The organism is Kribbella sp. NPDC051952 (genome assembly GCF_040680855.1).
Classification (GTDB): domain Bacteria; phylum Actinomycetota; class Actinomycetes; order Propionibacteriales; family Kribbellaceae; genus Kribbella.
In genome coordinates, this window is the sequence record NZ_JBFAXQ010000001.1 from 242,408 (window position 1) to 260,352 (window position 17,945).

A 17,945-nucleotide genomic window follows, 5' to 3' on the forward strand; every position below is an offset into this window, starting at 1 on the left:
GCCAGCACTACACAACCTGCTCGAGAGCAGGATCCCTCAGGCTCACCGGAGGTGGCCTGCGGCACTTGATGAGTGCTGGCGGTCCGCTGTCCTACTCAGTCGATCGGGCGGAGTTCGTCGGCGTAGGAGACGGAGACCCGGCGGAGTACGCCGTCCTTGACGGAGTACTGGCCCATGCGCCACAGGGGTGGGCTGTAGGCGTGGACGGTGACGCTGCCCTTGTCGAGACCGGTGAGACGGTGGATGTGGTCGGGGCCGAAGCCGTACACGTCGCCGGCCTCGACCTCGGTCTCGATCGACTCGGTGCCGATCGCGAGGTTGTGCTCGACCAGCTTCCCGCGGGCAACGGCGACCGCACCGGAGGACACATCGTGGTCGTGCCAGCCGGTGTCGTTGACCGGAGTCCAGCAGATCAGCCACACATCGACGTTCGCGTCCCGATGCAGCGAGGCGAAGACCCGCTCCTCATCGCTGTACGCGACCTTGTCCTCCCACAGATGCGGTTGCGCAGCGAGCGAGGCGGCCAGCTCGGACAGCTCAGCGGGGTCCAGATCACGTCCCGGAAGGTTGTCCAGCGACAGACAGTCGTTGAGCTCCACGAGCCGGCTGGCCTGGCGCGCCGGCACGACGGGTACGTCGGTGATGGGCTGAGCAGTCACTGCACTCCCCTCTCAGGAGTTGCGTACCGGCCCTCGGGGAGACCCCCGAAGAGCAGCCGGTGCGGATTGTCGTGGCGGATCACCGCGGTCGCGGCGTCGCCTTGGCGTAGCTCGGTGATCCCGGCGTACGGCCGGTCGGTGCCGTGCACGACCTGGTCGATGCCGAGAACCCGCGCCACCGCGTCGATCCCCTGCGGGCCGTAGCTCGAGGTGTCGACGTACAGGTTGGGGTCGATGGTGCCGAGCCGGCCGCCGCGCGCGGCCAGCCGCTCGTGATGCACGGGCGCGAGACCCGCGGCGGCCGCGAAGCACAGCCGCAACTTCGGGTACGAACGTCGCCCGCCGAAGCAGTGCCACGCCCACCAGGCCGCCTGCAGCTGGGTCGTGTAGTCAACAACCGGCGCCCACCACCCGGGCGTCTCGCCGGCCGCGCCGGCCACACCCGGGTGAACGAGGATCGGCTTTCCTGCTCGTTCCATGAGCGCCAGCAGCTCACCCAGAACAGCCCAGCCATCAGGCGTGCCAAGCACATGCGCCGGCAACTGCACTCCAAGAAGCCCCTTATCCAGAAGGGATTCCAGCCCGGCAACGTCCGGCTCGGGCAAGCTCACCGCCGCCCACGCCTTGAACGGAGTCGGGAACTCAGCAGCCCCCAGATGCCACGCGTCGAGCAGCGCCGCATCCCCGAGATGCTCGATCCCGAGCGGGCTCGACAGCGACACGACGGCGAGCGCCGTACCGGAGTCCTGCTCCAGCGCGACCCGCTTGTCGACCGCGTGCGCCGCCGGATCCACGTCGTACGGCGCTTCGGACGCGGTGTGCAGCGTCCATCCGTCCAGGTACGGCGGCTCGCTGCGGGCACGGAGGCGGTCAATGAATTCGACCGGCCACAGGTGCTGGTGGACGTCGATCATCGGCCCCTCCTCCCGGCGATTTGATCAGATTGAAGCGCTTCAGGATGTCTAGAGTGAAGCGCTTCAATGGCCGCGTTGTCAAGTTTTTGTCCACGGACTGGCCTAAGGTCATGGGCATGCCGGGAACGAGCCGGAGGCCGACCCTGAAGGACATCGCCGCCGAGACCGGGCTCTCGATGGCTGCGGTGTCGTACGCGCTGCGCGGTCTGCACGGCACTCCCGAGACCAGACAGCGGGTCCAGGACGCCGCGGACCGGCTCGGCTACCAGGCCGACCCGGTGGCCCGGGCGCTCGCCTCCGGGCGCAGCGGCTCGGTCGGCGTACTGTGCGCTTCCCTCGAGGATCTGTGGCAGCAGCGACTCGCCGCCGCGCTCGGCCGGGAGCTCCTCGCGCCGAACCGGAACGCCTGGATCATCGACTCGGCCGGCGACGCCGACCGGCAGCTCGAGCTCGCCCAGCACCTGGTCGACCACCGCGCCGACGCGATTGTGGTGATCCCGATCAACCCGGCCGCGAAGGGCTGGATCGAGATCGCCGCGCAGGCGCCGGTGATCGCGATCGGCGACGCACTCCCGGGCGCGAAGGCGAAGTCCGAGGTCGTGCTCGACAACGAGACCGGCGTCAGCACGGCCCTGCGCCGACTCGCGGACGCCGGCCACCGGCAGGTCGCCGTACTCAGTCCGACCCGGCGCTTCGAAGTGGAGCGGCCCGCCGAGGAGATCGCTCAGCGGGTCGCCAGGGATCTCAAGCTGAAGGTCCGGATCCTGCAATGCCCGCACGACCTCGCCGGTGCGACCGACGTCGCCCGCGCGCTGCTGACCAGCAACTCGCGCCCGACCGGCATCCTCGCGCTCGCCGACTCGATGGCCTTCGGTGTGTACGCCGCCAGCCGCGAGCTCGGCCTCCGCATCCCGGACGACCTCTCCCTGCTCGGGTACGACGACCAGCCGATGTCCCAGCTGCTCACCCCGCCCCTGTCGACCTTCCACTGGCCGCTCGACGTCCTGGTCGACCACGTCGTCACCCGCGTCACCTCGGCCATCGACACCAACCGCCGGGTCCGCCGGACCACGATCGCCCCGACGCTGATCGAGCGCGGCTCGGTCGCCGCCCCGCCCACCTGAGCGAGACGACGGCCACTGAGCAGCAACATCCACACCGCGAAACTAGACTAATTCACTACACTTACTTCCCGATGCTCACCATGTGGACATCGCGTTCACCCGTGAAGACGCCGGAAGGCCGGCCGAGCGGGTGCTCGGCCGGCCTTCGCGGGGTGGTACTGGGTTACTTGGTACTGGGTTACTTGGTACCGAAGACCTGGAGTTCGGTCATGTCGGTGAACTGGCAGCCACCGAACGCACCGTCCGGGCAGTTGGTCGCGAAGTCCGGAACCTGCGGGCTGAGCATCCAGAACCGCACGTACTGAACCCCGGCGGAGTTGCCGGTCGGGGCGAGCAGGTTGTACTTGCCCCGGTTCGCGGCGCCGAACTCGCCCTCCTGAGCGGTCGCCCAGGTGGTGCCGTCGGCCGACGTCTCGATCCGGTACTTACCGGTCGCGGCGCTGCCCGGGTCACCACAGGTGTTCGACGGGTCGACGTTGAAGGCGCTGACGTTGACCTTCGCCGGCAACTTGATGTCGATGTGCTTGGCGATCATCGTGTTGGTCGGCGTGCCGTTGTCGTCACCGGTGGTGCTGCCCCAGCCGGTGCCCTGCGCGTTGTCGATCGCGAACGCCGGCCCACACTGCGGGCTGAAGTCCGGACCGTTGAAGTCCACTACCGAGCCGCCGCCGGATGCGGCCGCCCAGTTGCGACGCGGTGCGAAGTTGGACTTGGCGCCAGGCTTGACCGTGGCCGCCTGGACCAGCAGCTCGTAGCCCGGGGCCGACATGACCAGCTTCGGGTAGGTGCCGGGAGCGACACCGGTGATGGTGTAGTTACCCTTCGAGTCGGTCGAGGCGGCGTAGTCGCCGGCGTAACCGGACGAGTGTCCGCCGATGTAGACGAGCGCTCCGACCACCGGAGCACCGGTGTCCTTGTCCTTCACGGTGCCGCTGAGCGAGGTGGTCGCACCTGTCGGCGGCTTGTGGAAGTCCTCGGCCGGGAACGCGTCGCCGCCGTCGATGACACCGGCGTACCAGCCCATGCCACGGTTGGCGAAGACGGTCCAGATGGTGTCGGCGTTCTTGCCGCCGCTGGCGACCAGGTCGGCCTGCACGATCGCGTTGCGCATGTCGAGCATGGTCGGGTCGGCCGGCGACAGCTCCATCGCGCGGGTGATGATGCTCATCGCGTAGCTGCGGCCGAAGCGCTCCCGCAGGTCCCACAGCGTCTGGGCCCAGACCTCACCGGAGGCGTGCACCTCGGGCGTGCCACCGATGGTCGGGAAGTCGGCGTACGTGTAGCCGCCCTTCGACCCGTCGGGCTGGATGCAGTTCGGGCTGACCGCCTTGACCCGGCAGTCGAGCGCCTGCGTACGGAACAGCGCGCCGGCCGAGACGTACTTGCCCTCGAGGACCTCGCCGGGAGCGGTGGTGTCCTTCTCCAGGCCGTGCGAGACCAGGTAGTCCTCGGCGTAGAAGTCGCTCCAGGCCTCGCCCATCGAGCCGGCCTGGATGCTGTTCAGCGTCGAGTTGCCGGTCGGGTCGACGACCAGACGGTTGGACAGACCGTGGGTGTACTCGTGGTAGAGGATGCTCGCGTCGTTCGCACCGCTGGCCGGGACCCAGGGGTCCTGGGCGTCGGTCGCGCCCGGGGCGTGCCACAGGTACATCTGCATGGTCGGCGGGGTGCCGTCCGGCGGGGTGTTCATGTTCGCGTTGTCGATGTGGTTCGCGTCCGGGCCGCCGTTCGAGGCGGTGGCCGCGCCGTCGAGCGCGTTCAGGTGGACCGGGTCGCCGTCCACGGCGTCGAACGAGCCGGCCGCCGGGGTGAAGCTGATCGGCGGCTTGGCCAGCCAGTCGTGGAAGTTGCTGGCCAGGTAGAACGCGTTCGTGACGTCCTGGTTCATGTTCGTCTTCCAGGAGTCCGGCTTCGCCGGGTCCCAGGTGCAGATGAACGCGGCCGAGCAGAACGACGAGGAGTTGTTCTGGAAGGGGACCAGCTTGTACTGGCCGCCGGTCGGGGTGCCGGGCACCTTGACCGTCTCACCGGTGTTCGGCTGGTTGTCGTCGTTCACGTCCGCCCAGGCCGCGACCGACGTACCGTCCAGCAGCGTCTTGGCGTTCTTCGGCAGCCACTTGTTGTAGATCAGGTTCTCGACCCGCTGCGTGCCGCCCTTGGGGGCGCCCGGGTAGTTGTCCTGGACGAGCGCGTCGCCGTTGCCCGCGCTGGACAGGTCCCGGCGGTAGAGCAGGGCGCCGGTCTGGGCGTCGATGACGTGGGTGTAGACCTTCGTGCCGCCGGCGTTGACGTACGTCATCCAGCCCTTGCGCAGCCCGTCGGCGGTGTGGAACCACACCTGCTTCGCGGTGTCGCCGTTGCTGAACGTGGTGCTGACACCCGCGGTCTTCGCGGTCGCGTTCTTCGCCGTACCGCCGATGTCCTCGATCGCGACGGAACGCGCCGCGGGGGCCGACACCTTCGGAGTGGCGGTGGCGGACTTGGCCTGGGCCTGCGAGGCCAGTCCGGCCACCGGCGAACCCATCACCGAGATCAGCTGGCCGTTCTTGGTGACGTTGGCCTTCAGGCCGTTGCCGAACACCTCGACACCGTCGACCACCTGGGACCAGAACACGTGGTGGGTGCCCAGCTCGTCGACGTAGTCCTTGCGCAGCTTCAGCGTGCCCAGGTCGGCGTCGGAGAGCTTGAAGACCTCCGGGTGCGCCTTCACGTAGGCCAGCGCGATGTCCTTCGCCTTCTTCGCGCTCTTGCCGGTGAGGAAGCCGTTCAGCTTGGTCACCTGGGCCGGGGTCCCGGTGTTCGGGTCCAGCTGGACGACGCCCTGGGTGCCGAGCGAGTTCCGGAACTTCTCCGAGGCCGCGGTCTCCTTGCCGGCCACCTTGGCGGCGCGGTCGTGGGTGGTCTTGGCGTTCGGAGTACGGGCGTCGTAATTGCCCTTGCGCTCCTTGCCGCTGAGGTTCTCGGCCTGAGCTGCCTTGCCCTTGCCTTCACCAGGACCGGCGGTCTGGGCCGCGGTAGCGCCACCGGCGGCCGTCACGGCCAGCACAGTGGCGGCGGAGACGGCGGTGGTGACTGCCAGGAGCCCCCGCCCTCTGCGTGATGCTTTCACAGAAAAACTCCAGGGAGGTCGTTTGCGGGTCGCCCTCCACGACCCGTCCGGGGGCGACCTTAGGCCGGTCGGAGCTTCCTGGGAAGGGAAATCACCGGAATGACGTGGGGACGAGGGTTGTCCTTCGTGCCCGGAACAGTACTAGGAGCAACAGAAGAATGGTCGCACCCAGCCAGCAACCCGCCACGACAAGTGTCACGGCCCGCTCTGTACCGAGAGATGAACGGGCGGACCCCAATCGCGGTAGGGGTCCGCCCGTTCGCTTTGGAGGCCCTTAGAAGGCGCTGGCGCCGTTGGGGGTGCCGAGGCCGGTCGGGCCGTCCCAGCCGGTGCGTGCGGTGCACCACTGGACGGTCGGGCACGAGCCGTTGCTACCGCTGGTCACGTCGAACAGGGAGCTCGCGTGGCCGTACGGCAGCGCGTTCGCGTAACCGGTGGTGTTCCCGGACAGCGCGTAGACCGCCGCGATGATCGGGGCGGCCTCACTGGTGCCACCGAACTGCGCCCAGGTCGACGCGGTCTTGCTGGTCGGGTAGTAGATCGCCATCCCGCCCTTGCTCGGGTCGGCGGCCGCGGACACATCCGCCATCGCCCGCTTCGAGCAGCCGGTGCCGAACGACGCCGCCGCACTCAACGCGGTGTTGTACGTCGAGCACCCGGAACCGGCACCCGACCACACCGTCTCGCTCCACCCACGGGAGTTGCTGGCGGCAACAAGCGACGTACCGCCGACGGCCGTCGTGTACGCCGAGGACGCCGGGTAGCTGCCACCCTGGTAGCCGTCGTCACCCGTGGATGCGGTGACGGCGATGCCCGGGTGGTTGTAGTACTTGCCGTACGTCGAGTCGGACGCGTCACCACCGCCGTAGCTGTTGGAAATGGCAACGACCCCGGCCTGCTTGGCTGCGGTCTGGACCGCTGTGCCGAGGTCGGCGAAGCTGGCCGAGTTCGCCTGGACGACGACGATCTTCGCGTCCGGCGCCGCGGCCGAGACCGCGTCGACGTCGAGGGCCTGCTCGCCGGCCCAACCCACGTTGAACGTCGGCAACGTCGTACCGCCGGTCTGGTTGATGATCTTCAGGCAGCCGTTGGCCTTGGTACACGAGGACAGGCCGAACTGGGACCGGTAGACGCCGAGGTCGCGCTCCAGGCTCGGATAGCCGTACGCGTCGACGATCGCGACCGTACGTCCGGATGCGTTCAGACCGTTCAGCTTGTACGCGTCGCGCAGGCCGGACGGGGTGAGCCCGGTCGCTGGTGGGGCGCTGGCCGCTGGAGCGAAACCTTGCGCGTCGACCAGCTTGACCGCGTTGCAACTCGCGGTGTTCTTGGCCTTCGCGGTGGAACACACGCGGGCGGCGTGCTTCCCGGCGGTGTACGACGGGGCGGCGGCCCCCTGCGTGGGGACTGCTTGTGCGGTGACTGCTTGTGCGGTCAGCCCAGCGACGGCTAGTGCGCCGGCACCCAGGGCGGACACGAGAATCCGTTGCCTCACAGGACTCCTCGAGTTGAGCAGGCCACCGTCCCAGGACCGTTCGTCGGGGGGGCGGTGACCGGCGGGGTGGGGGTGCCGAAATCGTCCGTCCATCGCGGTGCTCGAATCCAGCGATCGGCCCCCTGACAAATGTCATAGGTGCACCCGTGACACCCGCCCCGATCCGACCGGATTTTCCGCGGGCTGACGGGGCCGCGCGGATCGGGCCGGACAGTGAAGGATTCCCCCTGTGTTTCGCGGGCCGCGGCCTTGACACGGTTTCGGCCACCGGGCCTATCCTTGCGAGAAATCGATTTCCCGCAATTGCCGGAGGCAACCGATGGATCCGTCCCCGCTCAGCCGTCGTACCTTCCTGCAAGCGGCCGGAGGTACGGCGCTCGCCGCCGCGCTGGCCGGCTGCGGGGGCAGCGACGACGGCGGCGGTGGGTCGTCGACGAAGGAGCTGTCGTTCGTCTACATGGGCACCGCCGAGCAGCAGGCCACCTGGAACAAGCTGTTCGCGAAGTTCAGCGAGCAGCACCCGGAGATCAAGCTCAAGGCCGAGGGCATCCCGCTGTCGAACTGGGGTGACTTCTTCAACAAGCTGTCCACCCGGCTGGCCGGCGGTCAGGTGCCGGACGTGATCCAGGTGGCGACCGAGGGGCAGCGGCTGTTCGCCTCGAAGGGCCTGCTCGCGCCGCTCGACGACTACATCAGCAAGGACAAGTCCACGATCGACGAGTACTACGCCGACATGGACCCGAACCTGATCGAATGGGACAAGAAGTACGCGTCCACGGACGGGAAGACCTACTACCTGCCGGGCGAGTTCAACACGATGTGCATGTGGTACTCGAAGGAGCTGTTCGCCAAGGCCGGCGTACCCGAGCCCAGCCCGAAATGGACCTGGGACGACTTCCGGCACGCGTGTGAGCAGATCAAGGCGAAGACCGGCGCCTTCGGGTACGCCGCCGGTCCGGAGTACTTCGCGGCGATCATGCCGTGGCTGCTGACCAACGGGACCAGCAGCTTCAACGACGACTGGTCGAAGCCGACGTACAACGATCCGGCGGTGATCGAGGCGGCCGAGTTCAACCGGAAGCTGGTCGCCGACAAGCTGTCGCCGCCGCCGGGTGGCACGTTCGACGCGACGACCGCGGCGGCCCAGGGCAAGCTCGCGATGTTCGGTGGTGGCCGGTGGCCGATCATCAGCATCCGCAACCTCAAGGCGACGGCGAAGATGGGCATCGTGCCGTGGCCGACCAAGGTGAAGCAGGGCTCACCGGTCGGCTGGAACGGCTACCCGATCATGAAGGCGTCGAAGAAGAAGGACGACGCCTGGACGTTCATCAAGTTCCTGATCTCCAAGGAGGGTTCGTCGTTCTTCGCCCAGCTCGGCGGCACGATCGTCCCGGCCCGTAAGTCGATCGCGAACAGCGAGTCGTTCCTGACCGACGCACCGAAGGGGACCGAGTACCTCTACCAGGCGCTGAGCTACGCGACCCCGATCCCGTCGCCGGACAAGGGTGCCGCCGTACAGAAGGCGGTCGAGGACGGGTGGAAGCAGGTGCTGACCGGGAACGCGTCGCCGGCCGACGCGCTCGGCAAGGCGCAGACCGCGCTGGAGGGGTTGGTCTGAAACCCCACCGCCGGGACTGGCTGCCGGGCTACCTGTTCATCAGCCCCGCGGTCCTCCTCTTCCTGGTCTTCGTCGCGGCTCCGCTGCTCGCCGCGTTCGGGCTGAGCCTGTTCCACTGGGACCTGCTGAGTACGCCGGAGTTCGCCGGCCTGGACAACTTCAAGCAATTGGTGACCGACGGCGCCACCGTCCGCGCGATCGTCAACACGTTCGTGTTCGCGATCTCCTCCGTCGTCACGCACATCGGCATCGGCATGCTGCTCGCGCTCGGCGTCCATCGGACCATGACCCGGGGAACGAAATACTTCGTCCGTACGGCGTACTTCTTTCCGTTCCTCGTCTCCTGGGCCGCGGTCGCGCTGATCTGGAAGTACGTCCTGGATCCGGCGTTCGGACCGGCGAACTACTACCTCTCGGCGACGACCAACTGGCTCGCGTCGCCGACCTGGGCGTTGCCGACGCTGATCGTGGTCGACTGGTGGCACACGATCGGATACACGTTCATCATCCTGCTGGCTGGACTGCAGACCGTGCCGGCTCAACTGCATGAGGCCGCCCGGGTGGACGGCGCGAACGCCTGGTGGCGGTTCTGGAGTGTCACGCTGCCGGTGATGTCGCCGACGATCTTCTTCGCGACCGTGATCACGTTCATCGGCGCGTTCCAGATCTTCGACCCGATGGTGATCATGACGCAGGGCGGTCCGGACGGCGCGACCCGGAGCATCGTGCAGTACACCTACGAGAAGGGCTTCCAGTCCTTCGAGGTCGGGTACGCCGCCGCCCTGTCGCTGGTGTTGTTCGTCGTGATCATGATCGTCACCGGGCTGCAGTTCCGGCTGAGCCGACGGTGGGTACACCAGTGAAGGGCAAGCTGCTCGACCTCGTCCTGGTACTCGGCGGGCTGCTGATGATCGCGCCGCTGGTCTGGTTGATCGTGAACGCGTTGTCCGAGCCGATCAACGCCTTCCAGTTGCCGCCGCAGTGGATCCCACGGCCGCCGACGCTGCAGAACTTCCAGCAGGTGCCGGACCTGATTCCGTTCGCGCAGATGGCGTGGAACAGCCTGCAGATCGCCGTACTCACGACTGCCGGTGCACTGCTGACCAGTGCGCTGGCGGCGTACGCGTTCTCCCGGTTGCGGTTCCCCGGGCGCGATCAGATCTTCTCGGTGCTGTTGGCGGCACTCGTCGTACCGGTGCAGCTGACCGTCGTCCCGATCTTCATCATGATGCGCTGGTTGCATCTGGTCGACACCACGGTGGCGATCTGGTTGCCGGCGCTGGTGAACGTGTTCGGGATCTTCTTCCTGCGGCAGTACATCGCGTCGATCCCACGGGAGCTGGACGAAGCAGCGATCATGGACGGCGCCGGGCATTTCTGGATCCTGTTCCGGGTGATCCTGCCGCTGGCCCGGCCGGGACTGACCGCGCTCGGGATCTTCGTGTTCGAGGCGTCCTGGAACAACTTCTTCTGGCCGTACATCTTCCTGTCGTCGCCGGAGAAGATGACGCTGCCCGTCGGCCTCGTGTCACTGCAGGGCGCGATGGGTGGCGGTCCGGCGGTCGTACTGTTCGCTGCGATCACGCTGGTGGTGCTGCCGATCCTCGTGCTGTTCCTGATCTTCCAGCGGTCCTTCATCGCCTCCATCGCATCGACGGGCCTGCGGGTATGACCGACCACCTACCCGCCGCCTTCCGCGCGCTGTGGCATGAGCTCCCGCTGGTCGCCGCCTCCGGAGTCCTCGTCTGTACGGCGTTCGGCCTGGTAGTGCTCGTCAGCCCGGGCCTGTCCCCCATCAGCGTGCTCCTTGGCGCACTGCTCGTCGGACCGGTCTGGGCAGCCGTCATCGCGACTACTGACTCGGTAGTACTCCGTCAACGCGGTGGCGTGCTCCTACTACTGGTGAACCTTCGTCGTTACGGACTTGCGGGCCTTGAAGTGGCCATCCTTCCTGCTGTGGTTGGCGCGCTCGCTCTGGTCAACCGGGACCTCTACACCGGTCCGGTCTTCGCGATCCCCCTGGCTGTCAGCGGTTGCTTCGGCGTTCTCGCCGTACTGGCTTCCTGCTACGCGTTCAGCCTCCGGGTGACTGGTGGGCTCCGCGGCAAGGCTCTCTGGCTCACCGCGCTCCACTTGGTCGCGCGTGCACCGCTCGTGCCACTCGGCGTACTCGCACTGGCTTTTGTCGCGCTGCTGCTCGGCACGTCGGTGACTGCATCACTGCTTCTGCTTGCCCCCGGCCCGGTGGCGTTGTTCGCCTCCGCTGGTACATGGACGGAGAATCATGCGCTACACCGGTGACAACCTTCGACACTTCGCACTGCCACTCGGCGGCCTCGGGACCGGTACGGTCGCGCTGGCCGGCAACGGCGCACTGCGGCAATGGCAGCTGCACAACATCGGCAACCACGAGGGGCATGTCCCGGACAGCTTCTTCGCTCTCCGGCTCTCCCGCGTCGAGCCGCCCGTGGACGAGGTCCGTTTACTGCAAGGGCCTCCGCTGACTCCGTCCGACACGCCTCTTGTCACCGACGACGTCGTACCGCCTGGTGAGTCGCGCCTGCACGAGCTCCTCAGGCCGGTCGGGACACCAACGGTGACCGCCACGTACCCCGGCGCTCGCGTCGACTTCGACACCGACCTCCCGATCGAGGTCAGCATGTCTGTCTTCAATCCGCTGGTGCCTTCCGACGCTGGGGCCAGCTCGCAACCGGTAGCCGCGTTCACCTTTGTTCTGCACAACCCCGGTGAGATCGCGGTGCACGGCAAGCTCGCAGGAGCGCTGCAGAACTCGGTCGGCTGGGACGGCGTCACCCCGATCGACGGCGTCTCCTGCAGCCTGTACGGCGGCAACACCAACCGGGTCCGGCGACACGGCGACTGGACCTCGCTCGTACTGGAGAACGGCTCGCTGCCCGCGGATCACCCCGGCGCCGGCCAACTCGTGCTCACGACCGACGGACCGCGTGCACTGACCTACGCGCAGTGGTCCCGGCCCGAGGAGTTCGTTGCCTTCCTCAACGGGCCGGCACAGCCCGTCGGCGGTGCTAGTGCAGCTGGCAGCACGTGGAACGGTGGTCTCGCGGTCCCCTTCGCGCTTGCACCCGGTGAGTCCGCTGAAGTGCAGTTCCTGATCGCGTGGCACTTCCCGAACCGATATGTCGACTTCAACCAGTTCGGACCGCACCCGGAGTACGGACACAGCCGGTTCTGGCTGGGCAACGACTACACCCGCCGTACGCCGGACGCCGTCGCCGCAGCCGAGTCCTTCATCGCTCGGTGGTCGGAGCTTCAGGACTTGACCACTGGTTGGCGTGAGGCGTTCGAGTCGAGCAGTCTCCCCGGTGAGGCCGGATCACGGCTGGCTGCGCTCGTGGCCGACGTACGCAGTCCTACTGTCTTCCAGGGTGCCGACGGCAACGTGCTCGGGTTCGAGGGGGTGCTCGGGGCGTCCACAGTGATGTGGGGCGGACGGTACGGCGGCTCGTGTCCGCTCAACTGCACCCACGTGTGGAACTACGAGCAGACGCTGTCCCGGCTGTTCCCGTCGTTGGAGCAGACCATGCGGGACACGGAGTACGACGTGATGCAGGCACCCGAGGGGTACATCCCGCACCGGGTCCGGGCGCCGCTGTACCACCGGCAGCTGTGGGACGTGCCGATCGGCGGGCCGGAGGAGCCTGCGCTGGACGGGATGCTCGGGACCGTCCTCAAGACGTATCGCGAGGTGCGTCAGGGGGCAGGGCTCGAGTGGCTGCGCGGCCGTTGGCCTGCTGTGGTCCGGCTGCTCGCGCACATCCGCGGGAAGTGGGAGAAGGACGGCGTACTGCTCGGCATTCAGCCCAGCACGCACGACATCGACCTGTGTGGCGTCAACTCGTTCATGGGCACTCTTTGGCTGGCCGCACTGCGGTCCGCGGAGGAGATGGCTCTGCTACTCGGCGAGGACTCCAAGGACTACCGGGATCTCTTCGAGCGCGGGAGTGCGGCGTACGACGAGCAGCTGTTCACCGGCGAGTACTACCGGCAGGTGCTGGCGCCGGAGGACACGCGGGACTTCCAGTGGGGTGACGGGTGCCTCGCGGATCAGTTGATCGGGCAGTGGTGGGCGCATCAGTTGCAGCTGGGGTACTTGCTTCCGGCGGACCACATCAAGACTGCGCTGCGGAACGTCGTACGACACAACCTCCGCACCGGCTTCCGCGACTTCGACCACCCCTACCGGGTTTTCGCCGACGAGGACGACACCGGCCTCCTGATGTGCACCTGGCCCCACGGCGGCCGCCCCGACATTCCGACCCGCTACTGCGACGAGGTCTGGACCGGCTCCGAGTACCAGGTAGCCGCCCACTGCCTGTACGAAGGCCTCATCGACGAGGGCATGTCCATTCTGACCGGCCTCTGGACCCGGTACGACGGCACCCGCCGCAACCCCTTCAACCCCATCGAATGCGGCGACCACTACATCCGCAACGCCGCCGGCTGGTCAGTCCTAGAAGCCCTGACCGGCTACCACCACAACGCAATAACCAACACCATCACCTTCGCCCCACTAGCCCTCGCCCGCTCCGGCGACACCTGGAGCACCCCCTTCGTCACCAACACCGGCTGGGGCACCGCCACCCGCACCCCCGAATCCCTAACCCTCACCTGCCAAGCCGGCCACCTAGCCCCAACCACCATCCACCTCGACGGCACCCCCTACCCGGTAGACACCCCCATCCACCCCGGAAAACCCTTGGTGATCCCGACAACCTGACGCCTACCGTCAATGCCATGTCGTTGGTCGAACGCGCGAAGGCATTACAGACCGAAGCCCAGGACCTCTTCCACCACCTGGATCTAGGCACCGCCTTCCCCTGGCCACCGATCCTCATCGGCAGCGCCCTGTCCGGCCTAATGGTCGACCGCGACCTAGACGTAATGTTCAACGCCCCGACGCCACCACCACAACAATCCTGACCGGCCTAACCACCCTCACCAACCGCGTAGAACTTCAAACAGTCGCCTTCCGCGACGAACGATCCACCCGCCGCCCCACCCCCGCCACAACCGACGAACGCTTCTACGCCATCCTCCAAACCCCCACCTGGAAAATAGACCTAACCTTCTGGCTCCACGCAGTCGACCGCCCCCACGTCCGGCGCGCGATCCAGCTCAGCCAGGCCAGCAGCTCGCAGCGCCTCGCCATCCTCGAACTGAAGCAGGAACGTCGCGCCGTGGAGAGCACTGAGATCTACGAGGCCGTTCTCCGCCACGGCGTCCGCACACTGGCGGAGCTCGATGCACATCTGGAGTCGAGCCAATGATCTCCCTGACCACGCTGTGGCTCAGGGATTGCGGGTTGGCGGGACCACGGGGTGGTCGACGCGGGCGACAGCCCGCTGATCGACGGCGACAGCCGGCGTGGGATGCACCGGCGACAGCCGGGGGTGGGTGGGAGCGCGCGTAGCTGGCTCGACGAGGAGCAGCGCGACGAGGAGGGACTGCGTAGCACGCGGGGGTGGACCACGTGAACGTGAGTTGGTCGGGGTACTGAAGAGTGCCGGCCGTCCGGCAACGCCGCCGGGCGGTCGGCACTCGGTCAGGGGAGGTCCAGGGTTGCGTACTCCTGGTCGGTGAAGAGGCGGGATCTGATCAGGAAGCGGATTCCTTCGGGGGCTTCTACGGAGAAGCCGCTGCCTCGGCCTTTGACCACGTCGACGGTGAGTTGGGTGTGCTTCCAGTACTCGTACTGATTCGCGGACATCCAGAACTGGATCGGCCGGTCCAGGCCGTCCACGACCAGGTCGCCGAGATGCACGTCCGCCGACCCCGTTCGAAATTCCCCGTCCGGGTAGCACATCGGCGAACTGCCGTCGCAGCACCCACCGGACTGGTGGAACATCAGCGGACCGTGCACCTCGGTGAGACGGCGGAGCCAGCCCGCCGCCTCGTCCGAGAGCAACACCTTGTCGACCATGGTCAGAAGAACCCGAGCTTGTTCGGGCTGTAGCTGACCAGCAGGTTCTTCGTCTGCTGGTAGTGGTCGAGCATCATCTTGTGGTTCTCGCGGCCGATGCCCGAGTTCTTGTACCCGCCGAACGCCGCGTGCGCGGGGTACGTGTGGTACGAGTTCGTCCAGACCCGCCCGGCCTGGATCTCCCGACCGGCCCGGTACGCCGTGTTGATATCGCGCGACCAGACACCGGCACCGAGGCCGTAGAGCGTGTCGTTGGCGATCTTCATCGCGTCGGCGTAGTCGTCGAACCTGGTCACCGAGACCACCGGCCCGAAGATCTCCTCCTGGAAGATCCGCATCTTGTTGTCGCCCTCGAAGATCGTCGGCTGGATGTAGTACCCGCCGGACAGGTCCCCGTCGAGCTCGGCGCGGTCGCCGCCGGTGACCACGCGAGCGCCTTCTTCCTTGCCGATCGCGAGGTAGGCAAGGATTTTCTCGTACTGGTCGTTGCTGGCCTGCGCGCCCATCATCGTCTCGGTGTCGAGCGGGTTGCCCATCTTGATCGCGTTCGTCCGCGCGGTCGCGTCGCCGAGGAAGTCGTCGTAGATCGACGACTGGATCAGTGCCCGGGACGGACAGGTGCAGACCTCGCCCTGGTTCAGCGCGAACATCGTGAAGCCCTCGAGCGCCTTGTCGTAGAAGTCGTCCCGCGAGGACGCGACATCGGCGAAGAACACGTTCGGGCTCTTGCCGCCGAGCTCCAGCGTGACCGGGATGATGTTCTCCGAGGCGTACTGCATGATCAGCCGGCCGGTCGTGGTCTCACCAGTGAACGCGACCTTGGCAACTCTGTTGCTTGAGGCAAGCGGTTTGCCGGCCTCGACGCCGAACCCGTTGACGATGTTGAGTACGCCGGGCGGCAGCAGGTCCTGGATCAGCTCCATGAACACGTGGATCGATGCCGGTGTCTGCTCGGCCGGCTTCAGTACGACGGTATTGCCGGCCGCCAGCGCGGGAGCCAGCTTCCACGTCGCCATCAGGATCGGGAAGTTCCACGGGATGATCTGAGCGACCACGCCGAGCGGCTCGTGGAAGTGGTACGCGATGGTGTCGTCGTCGATCACCGACACCGAGCCCTCCTGGGCCCGCAGCGCGCCGGCGAAGTACCGGAAGTGGTCGATCACCAGCGGCATGTCCGCGCCGAGCGTCTCGCGCACGGCCTTGCCGTTGTCCCAGGACTCGGCGACCGCGAGCAGCTCGAGGTTGGCCTCGACCCGGTCGGCGATCTTGTTCAGGATGTTCGCCCGTTCGGCCGGCGACGTACGTCCCCAGGCGGGCGCGGCACCATGGGCGGCGTCGAGTGCGCGCTCGACGTCGTCCGCCGTACCGCGCGCGATCTCGGTGAAGTTCTCGCCGGTGATCGGGGTCGGATTCTCGAAGTACCCGCCCTTGGCCGGTGGCACCCACTCGCCACCGATGAAGTGGTCGTAGCGCGATTTGTAAGTGACCGGGCTGCCATCCTGCCCGGGAGCTGCGAAGATCGTCACAGGTCCTCCTCTGGGAATCCAGACGTTTGCCCGAACGTAGGAGGATGGACGTTGCACGGACGTTGCACCGTGGAGTGAGGCGGAGTGGACACACCGGAGCAGGCCCGCCGACTGAGCGAGCTGTACGACGAGGTGCTCGGTGGCGGCCGTGCGCCGGACGCACCGCGCCCGCTCGTCGCTGCGTCCTGGGAGCGTTCCCTGGCGGCCTCGGTCGATCCGGAGCTGGACGCACCGCCGGTGATCATCGACTCGGACGCGATCGAGGAGCTCCGCGAGCACCATCCGCTCCGCGCCGTCCTCCCGGTGTTGCGGCAGACGCTCACCACGATCGCCGACGAGGCGTCGCACATCATGATCATCACCGACGCCCGGGGCACGATCCTGTGGCGCGAGGGGTCGTCCGAGGTCAAACGCCAGGCCGACCGGATCGCGCTCTCCGAGGGCGCGGTGTGGTCCGAGGACAACATCGGAACGAACGGCATGGGTACGTCGCTCGCCGTCGGAGCACCGGTGCAGATCCACTCGGCCGAGCACCTGGTCCGGCGGATCCACGAGTGGACGTGTGCGGCAGCGCCGGTCCACGACCCTGACACCGGAAAGCTGCTCGGTGCGGTCGATGTTTCGGGCCCGCTCAGCACGGTCCACCCTGCAATGGTCGCACTGGTCACCGCCGCGGCGCAGCTTGCGGAGGGTCAGCTGCGGGTCCGGATGGCCGCGGCCGATGAGATGCTGCGCGCCCGCAACATGCGCCACCTGATGGCATTGGGCGATGCGCCGGGTGCGCTGCTGACGCCGAGCGGACGAGTGCTCGCCGTACAACCGCTTGAATGGCTGCCCAACCGCCTGATCGTCCCGGACGGTGCGGACCGGATCGACCTCGGCGACGGTCGCGAGGGTCTGATCGAGCAGCTCGACGAGGGCTATCTGCTCCGCATTCCTGGTACGCCGGTACGCCGGACCCGACCGTCGCTGCGGTTGAAGCTCCTCGGAGCCGGTCAACCGATCGCGGTCGTCGCCGGCCGGGAGATCGCACTGACGTTGCGGCGAGCCGAAGTACTCGCGCTGCTGCTCCTCCACCCGGCCGGTCTCACCGCCGAGCAGTTGATGCTGCATCTGTACGGCGACGAGGGCAACCCGACCACTGTCCGCGCCGAGATGCACCGACTGCGGAACCTCCTCGGCGGCGGCGTACTCGACACCAAGCCGTACCGGATCATCGCCGACGTGACCGGCGACGTGACCGACGCGCAGCTCGCGCTCAGCAACGGCGACCTCCCGGGCGCCCTGGACCTGTACGCCGGTCCTCTGCTGGCGAGGTCGGACGCACCGGCGTTGAGATCCGAACGCGACGAGCTCGACGCGACGATGCGCCGGGCGGTCCTGGATGCCGACGACCCTGACCTGCTCTGGCGGTTCGCCCAGACCACCACCGGCGCCGAGGATCTGGAGATCTTCGAAGTCCTCGCCACCGGTCTCCCCGCGACCGACCCCCGCCACCCCGCGGTCGTCGCCCGTCTGGACCGGCTGGCCCGCTAGCC

15 protein-coding genes are annotated in these 17,945 nt (G+C 67.4%); 9 read left to right on the plus strand and 6 right to left on the minus strand.

Going from position 1 to position 17,945, the window contains the following annotated elements; genetic code table 11:
• Positions 1-95: 95 nt before the first annotated feature.
• Entirely contained in the window at positions 96-659 is a 564-nt protein-coding gene (locus AB0L70_RS01135) for a cysteine dioxygenase family protein (protein WP_363678597.1), read from the minus strand.
• Positions 656-1,573: an amidohydrolase family protein gene (locus AB0L70_RS01140; protein WP_363678599.1), complete on the minus strand. Its 918-nt coding sequence runs from the start codon at positions 1,571-1,573 to the stop codon at positions 656-658. The genes AB0L70_RS01135 and AB0L70_RS01140 overlap by 4 nt, the downstream gene beginning before the upstream one ends.
• 116 nt (positions 1,574-1,689) lie before the next feature.
• Here AB0L70_RS01140 and AB0L70_RS01145 point away from each other — a divergent pair, with 116 nt between their 5' ends.
• A complete protein-coding gene (locus AB0L70_RS01145; RefSeq protein ID WP_363678601.1) occupies positions 1,690-2,697 on the plus strand; it encodes a LacI family DNA-binding transcriptional regulator in 1,008 nt (335 codons plus the stop codon).
• A 178-nt stretch (positions 2,698-2,875) separates the two neighbouring features.
• On the opposite strand, the gene AB0L70_RS01150 is transcribed toward AB0L70_RS01145, so the two are convergent.
• Both AB0L70_RS01150 and AB0L70_RS01155 read right to left on the minus strand, forming a co-directional pair.
• On the minus strand, positions 2,876-5,806 hold the full coding sequence (locus AB0L70_RS01150) for a M36 family metallopeptidase (protein WP_363678603.1): 2,931 nt from the start codon (positions 5,804-5,806) through the stop codon (positions 2,876-2,878).
• A 274-nt stretch (positions 5,807-6,080) separates the two neighbouring features.
• Positions 6,081-7,301, minus strand: coding sequence for a hypothetical protein (locus tag AB0L70_RS01155; RefSeq protein WP_363678605.1), 1,221 nt, complete (start codon positions 7,299-7,301; stop codon positions 6,081-6,083).
• Positions 7,302-7,620: 319 nt separating this feature from the next.
• Between AB0L70_RS01155 and AB0L70_RS01160 the strand changes: the two genes are divergently transcribed.
• The 7 genes from AB0L70_RS01160 to AB0L70_RS01190 all read left to right on the plus strand — a co-directional run bounded on the left by AB0L70_RS01160 (position 7,621) and on the right by AB0L70_RS01190 (position 14,435).
• The gene (locus AB0L70_RS01160) at positions 7,621-8,919 is read left to right on the plus strand and encodes a sugar ABC transporter substrate-binding protein (protein ID WP_363678607.1); all 1,299 of its coding nucleotides are present in this window, start codon (positions 7,621-7,623) and stop codon (positions 8,917-8,919) included.
• A complete protein-coding gene (locus tag AB0L70_RS01165; protein WP_363678609.1) occupies positions 8,838-9,782 on the plus strand; it encodes a sugar ABC transporter permease in 945 nt (314 codons plus the stop codon). Before AB0L70_RS01160 ends, AB0L70_RS01165 begins: the two co-directional genes overlap by 82 nt.
• A complete protein-coding gene (locus tag AB0L70_RS01170) occupies positions 9,767-10,591 on the plus strand; it encodes a carbohydrate ABC transporter permease (RefSeq protein ID WP_363678611.1) in 825 nt (274 codons plus the stop codon). Before AB0L70_RS01165 ends, AB0L70_RS01170 begins: the two co-directional genes overlap by 16 nt.
• Positions 10,588-11,220 (plus strand): hypothetical protein, encoded by a 633-nt coding sequence (locus AB0L70_RS01175; RefSeq protein ID WP_363678613.1) that lies wholly within the window; start codon positions 10,588-10,590, stop codon positions 11,218-11,220. Before AB0L70_RS01170 ends, AB0L70_RS01175 begins: the two co-directional genes overlap by 4 nt.
• Positions 11,204-13,678, plus strand: a complete 2,475-nt coding sequence (locus tag AB0L70_RS01180; RefSeq protein ID WP_363678615.1) for a GH116 family glycosyl-hydrolase — start codon at positions 11,204-11,206, stop codon at positions 13,676-13,678. Before AB0L70_RS01175 ends, AB0L70_RS01180 begins: the two co-directional genes overlap by 17 nt.
• A gap of 17 nt (positions 13,679-13,695) precedes the next feature.
• Positions 13,696-13,881, plus strand: a complete 186-nt coding sequence (locus tag AB0L70_RS01185; RefSeq protein WP_363678617.1) for a hypothetical protein — start codon at positions 13,696-13,698, stop codon at positions 13,879-13,881.
• A 398-nt stretch (positions 13,882-14,279) separates the two neighbouring features.
• Complete coding sequence (locus AB0L70_RS01190) at positions 14,280-14,435, plus strand: hypothetical protein (protein ID WP_363678619.1); 156 nt, start codon at positions 14,280-14,282, stop codon at positions 14,433-14,435.
• A 68-nt stretch (positions 14,436-14,503) separates the two neighbouring features.
• Here the strand turns inward: AB0L70_RS01190 and AB0L70_RS01195 are convergent, their stop codons facing one another.
• Together AB0L70_RS01195 and adh are read right to left on the minus strand one after the other, a co-directional pair.
• Positions 14,504-14,881, minus strand: coding sequence for a DUF779 domain-containing protein (locus AB0L70_RS01195; protein WP_363678621.1), 378 nt, complete (start codon positions 14,879-14,881; stop codon positions 14,504-14,506).
• Between the two features lie 2 nt (positions 14,882-14,883).
• Entirely contained in the window at positions 14,884-16,407 is a 1,524-nt protein-coding gene (gene adh, locus AB0L70_RS01200; RefSeq protein WP_363678623.1) for an aldehyde dehydrogenase, read from the minus strand.
• A gap of 84 nt (positions 16,408-16,491) precedes the next feature.
• Here adh and AB0L70_RS01205 point away from each other — a divergent pair, with 84 nt between their 5' ends.
• Positions 16,492-17,943, plus strand: coding sequence for a GAF domain-containing protein (locus AB0L70_RS01205; protein WP_363678625.1), 1,452 nt, complete (start codon positions 16,492-16,494; stop codon positions 17,941-17,943).
• Positions 17,944-17,945 lie beyond the last annotated feature (2 nt).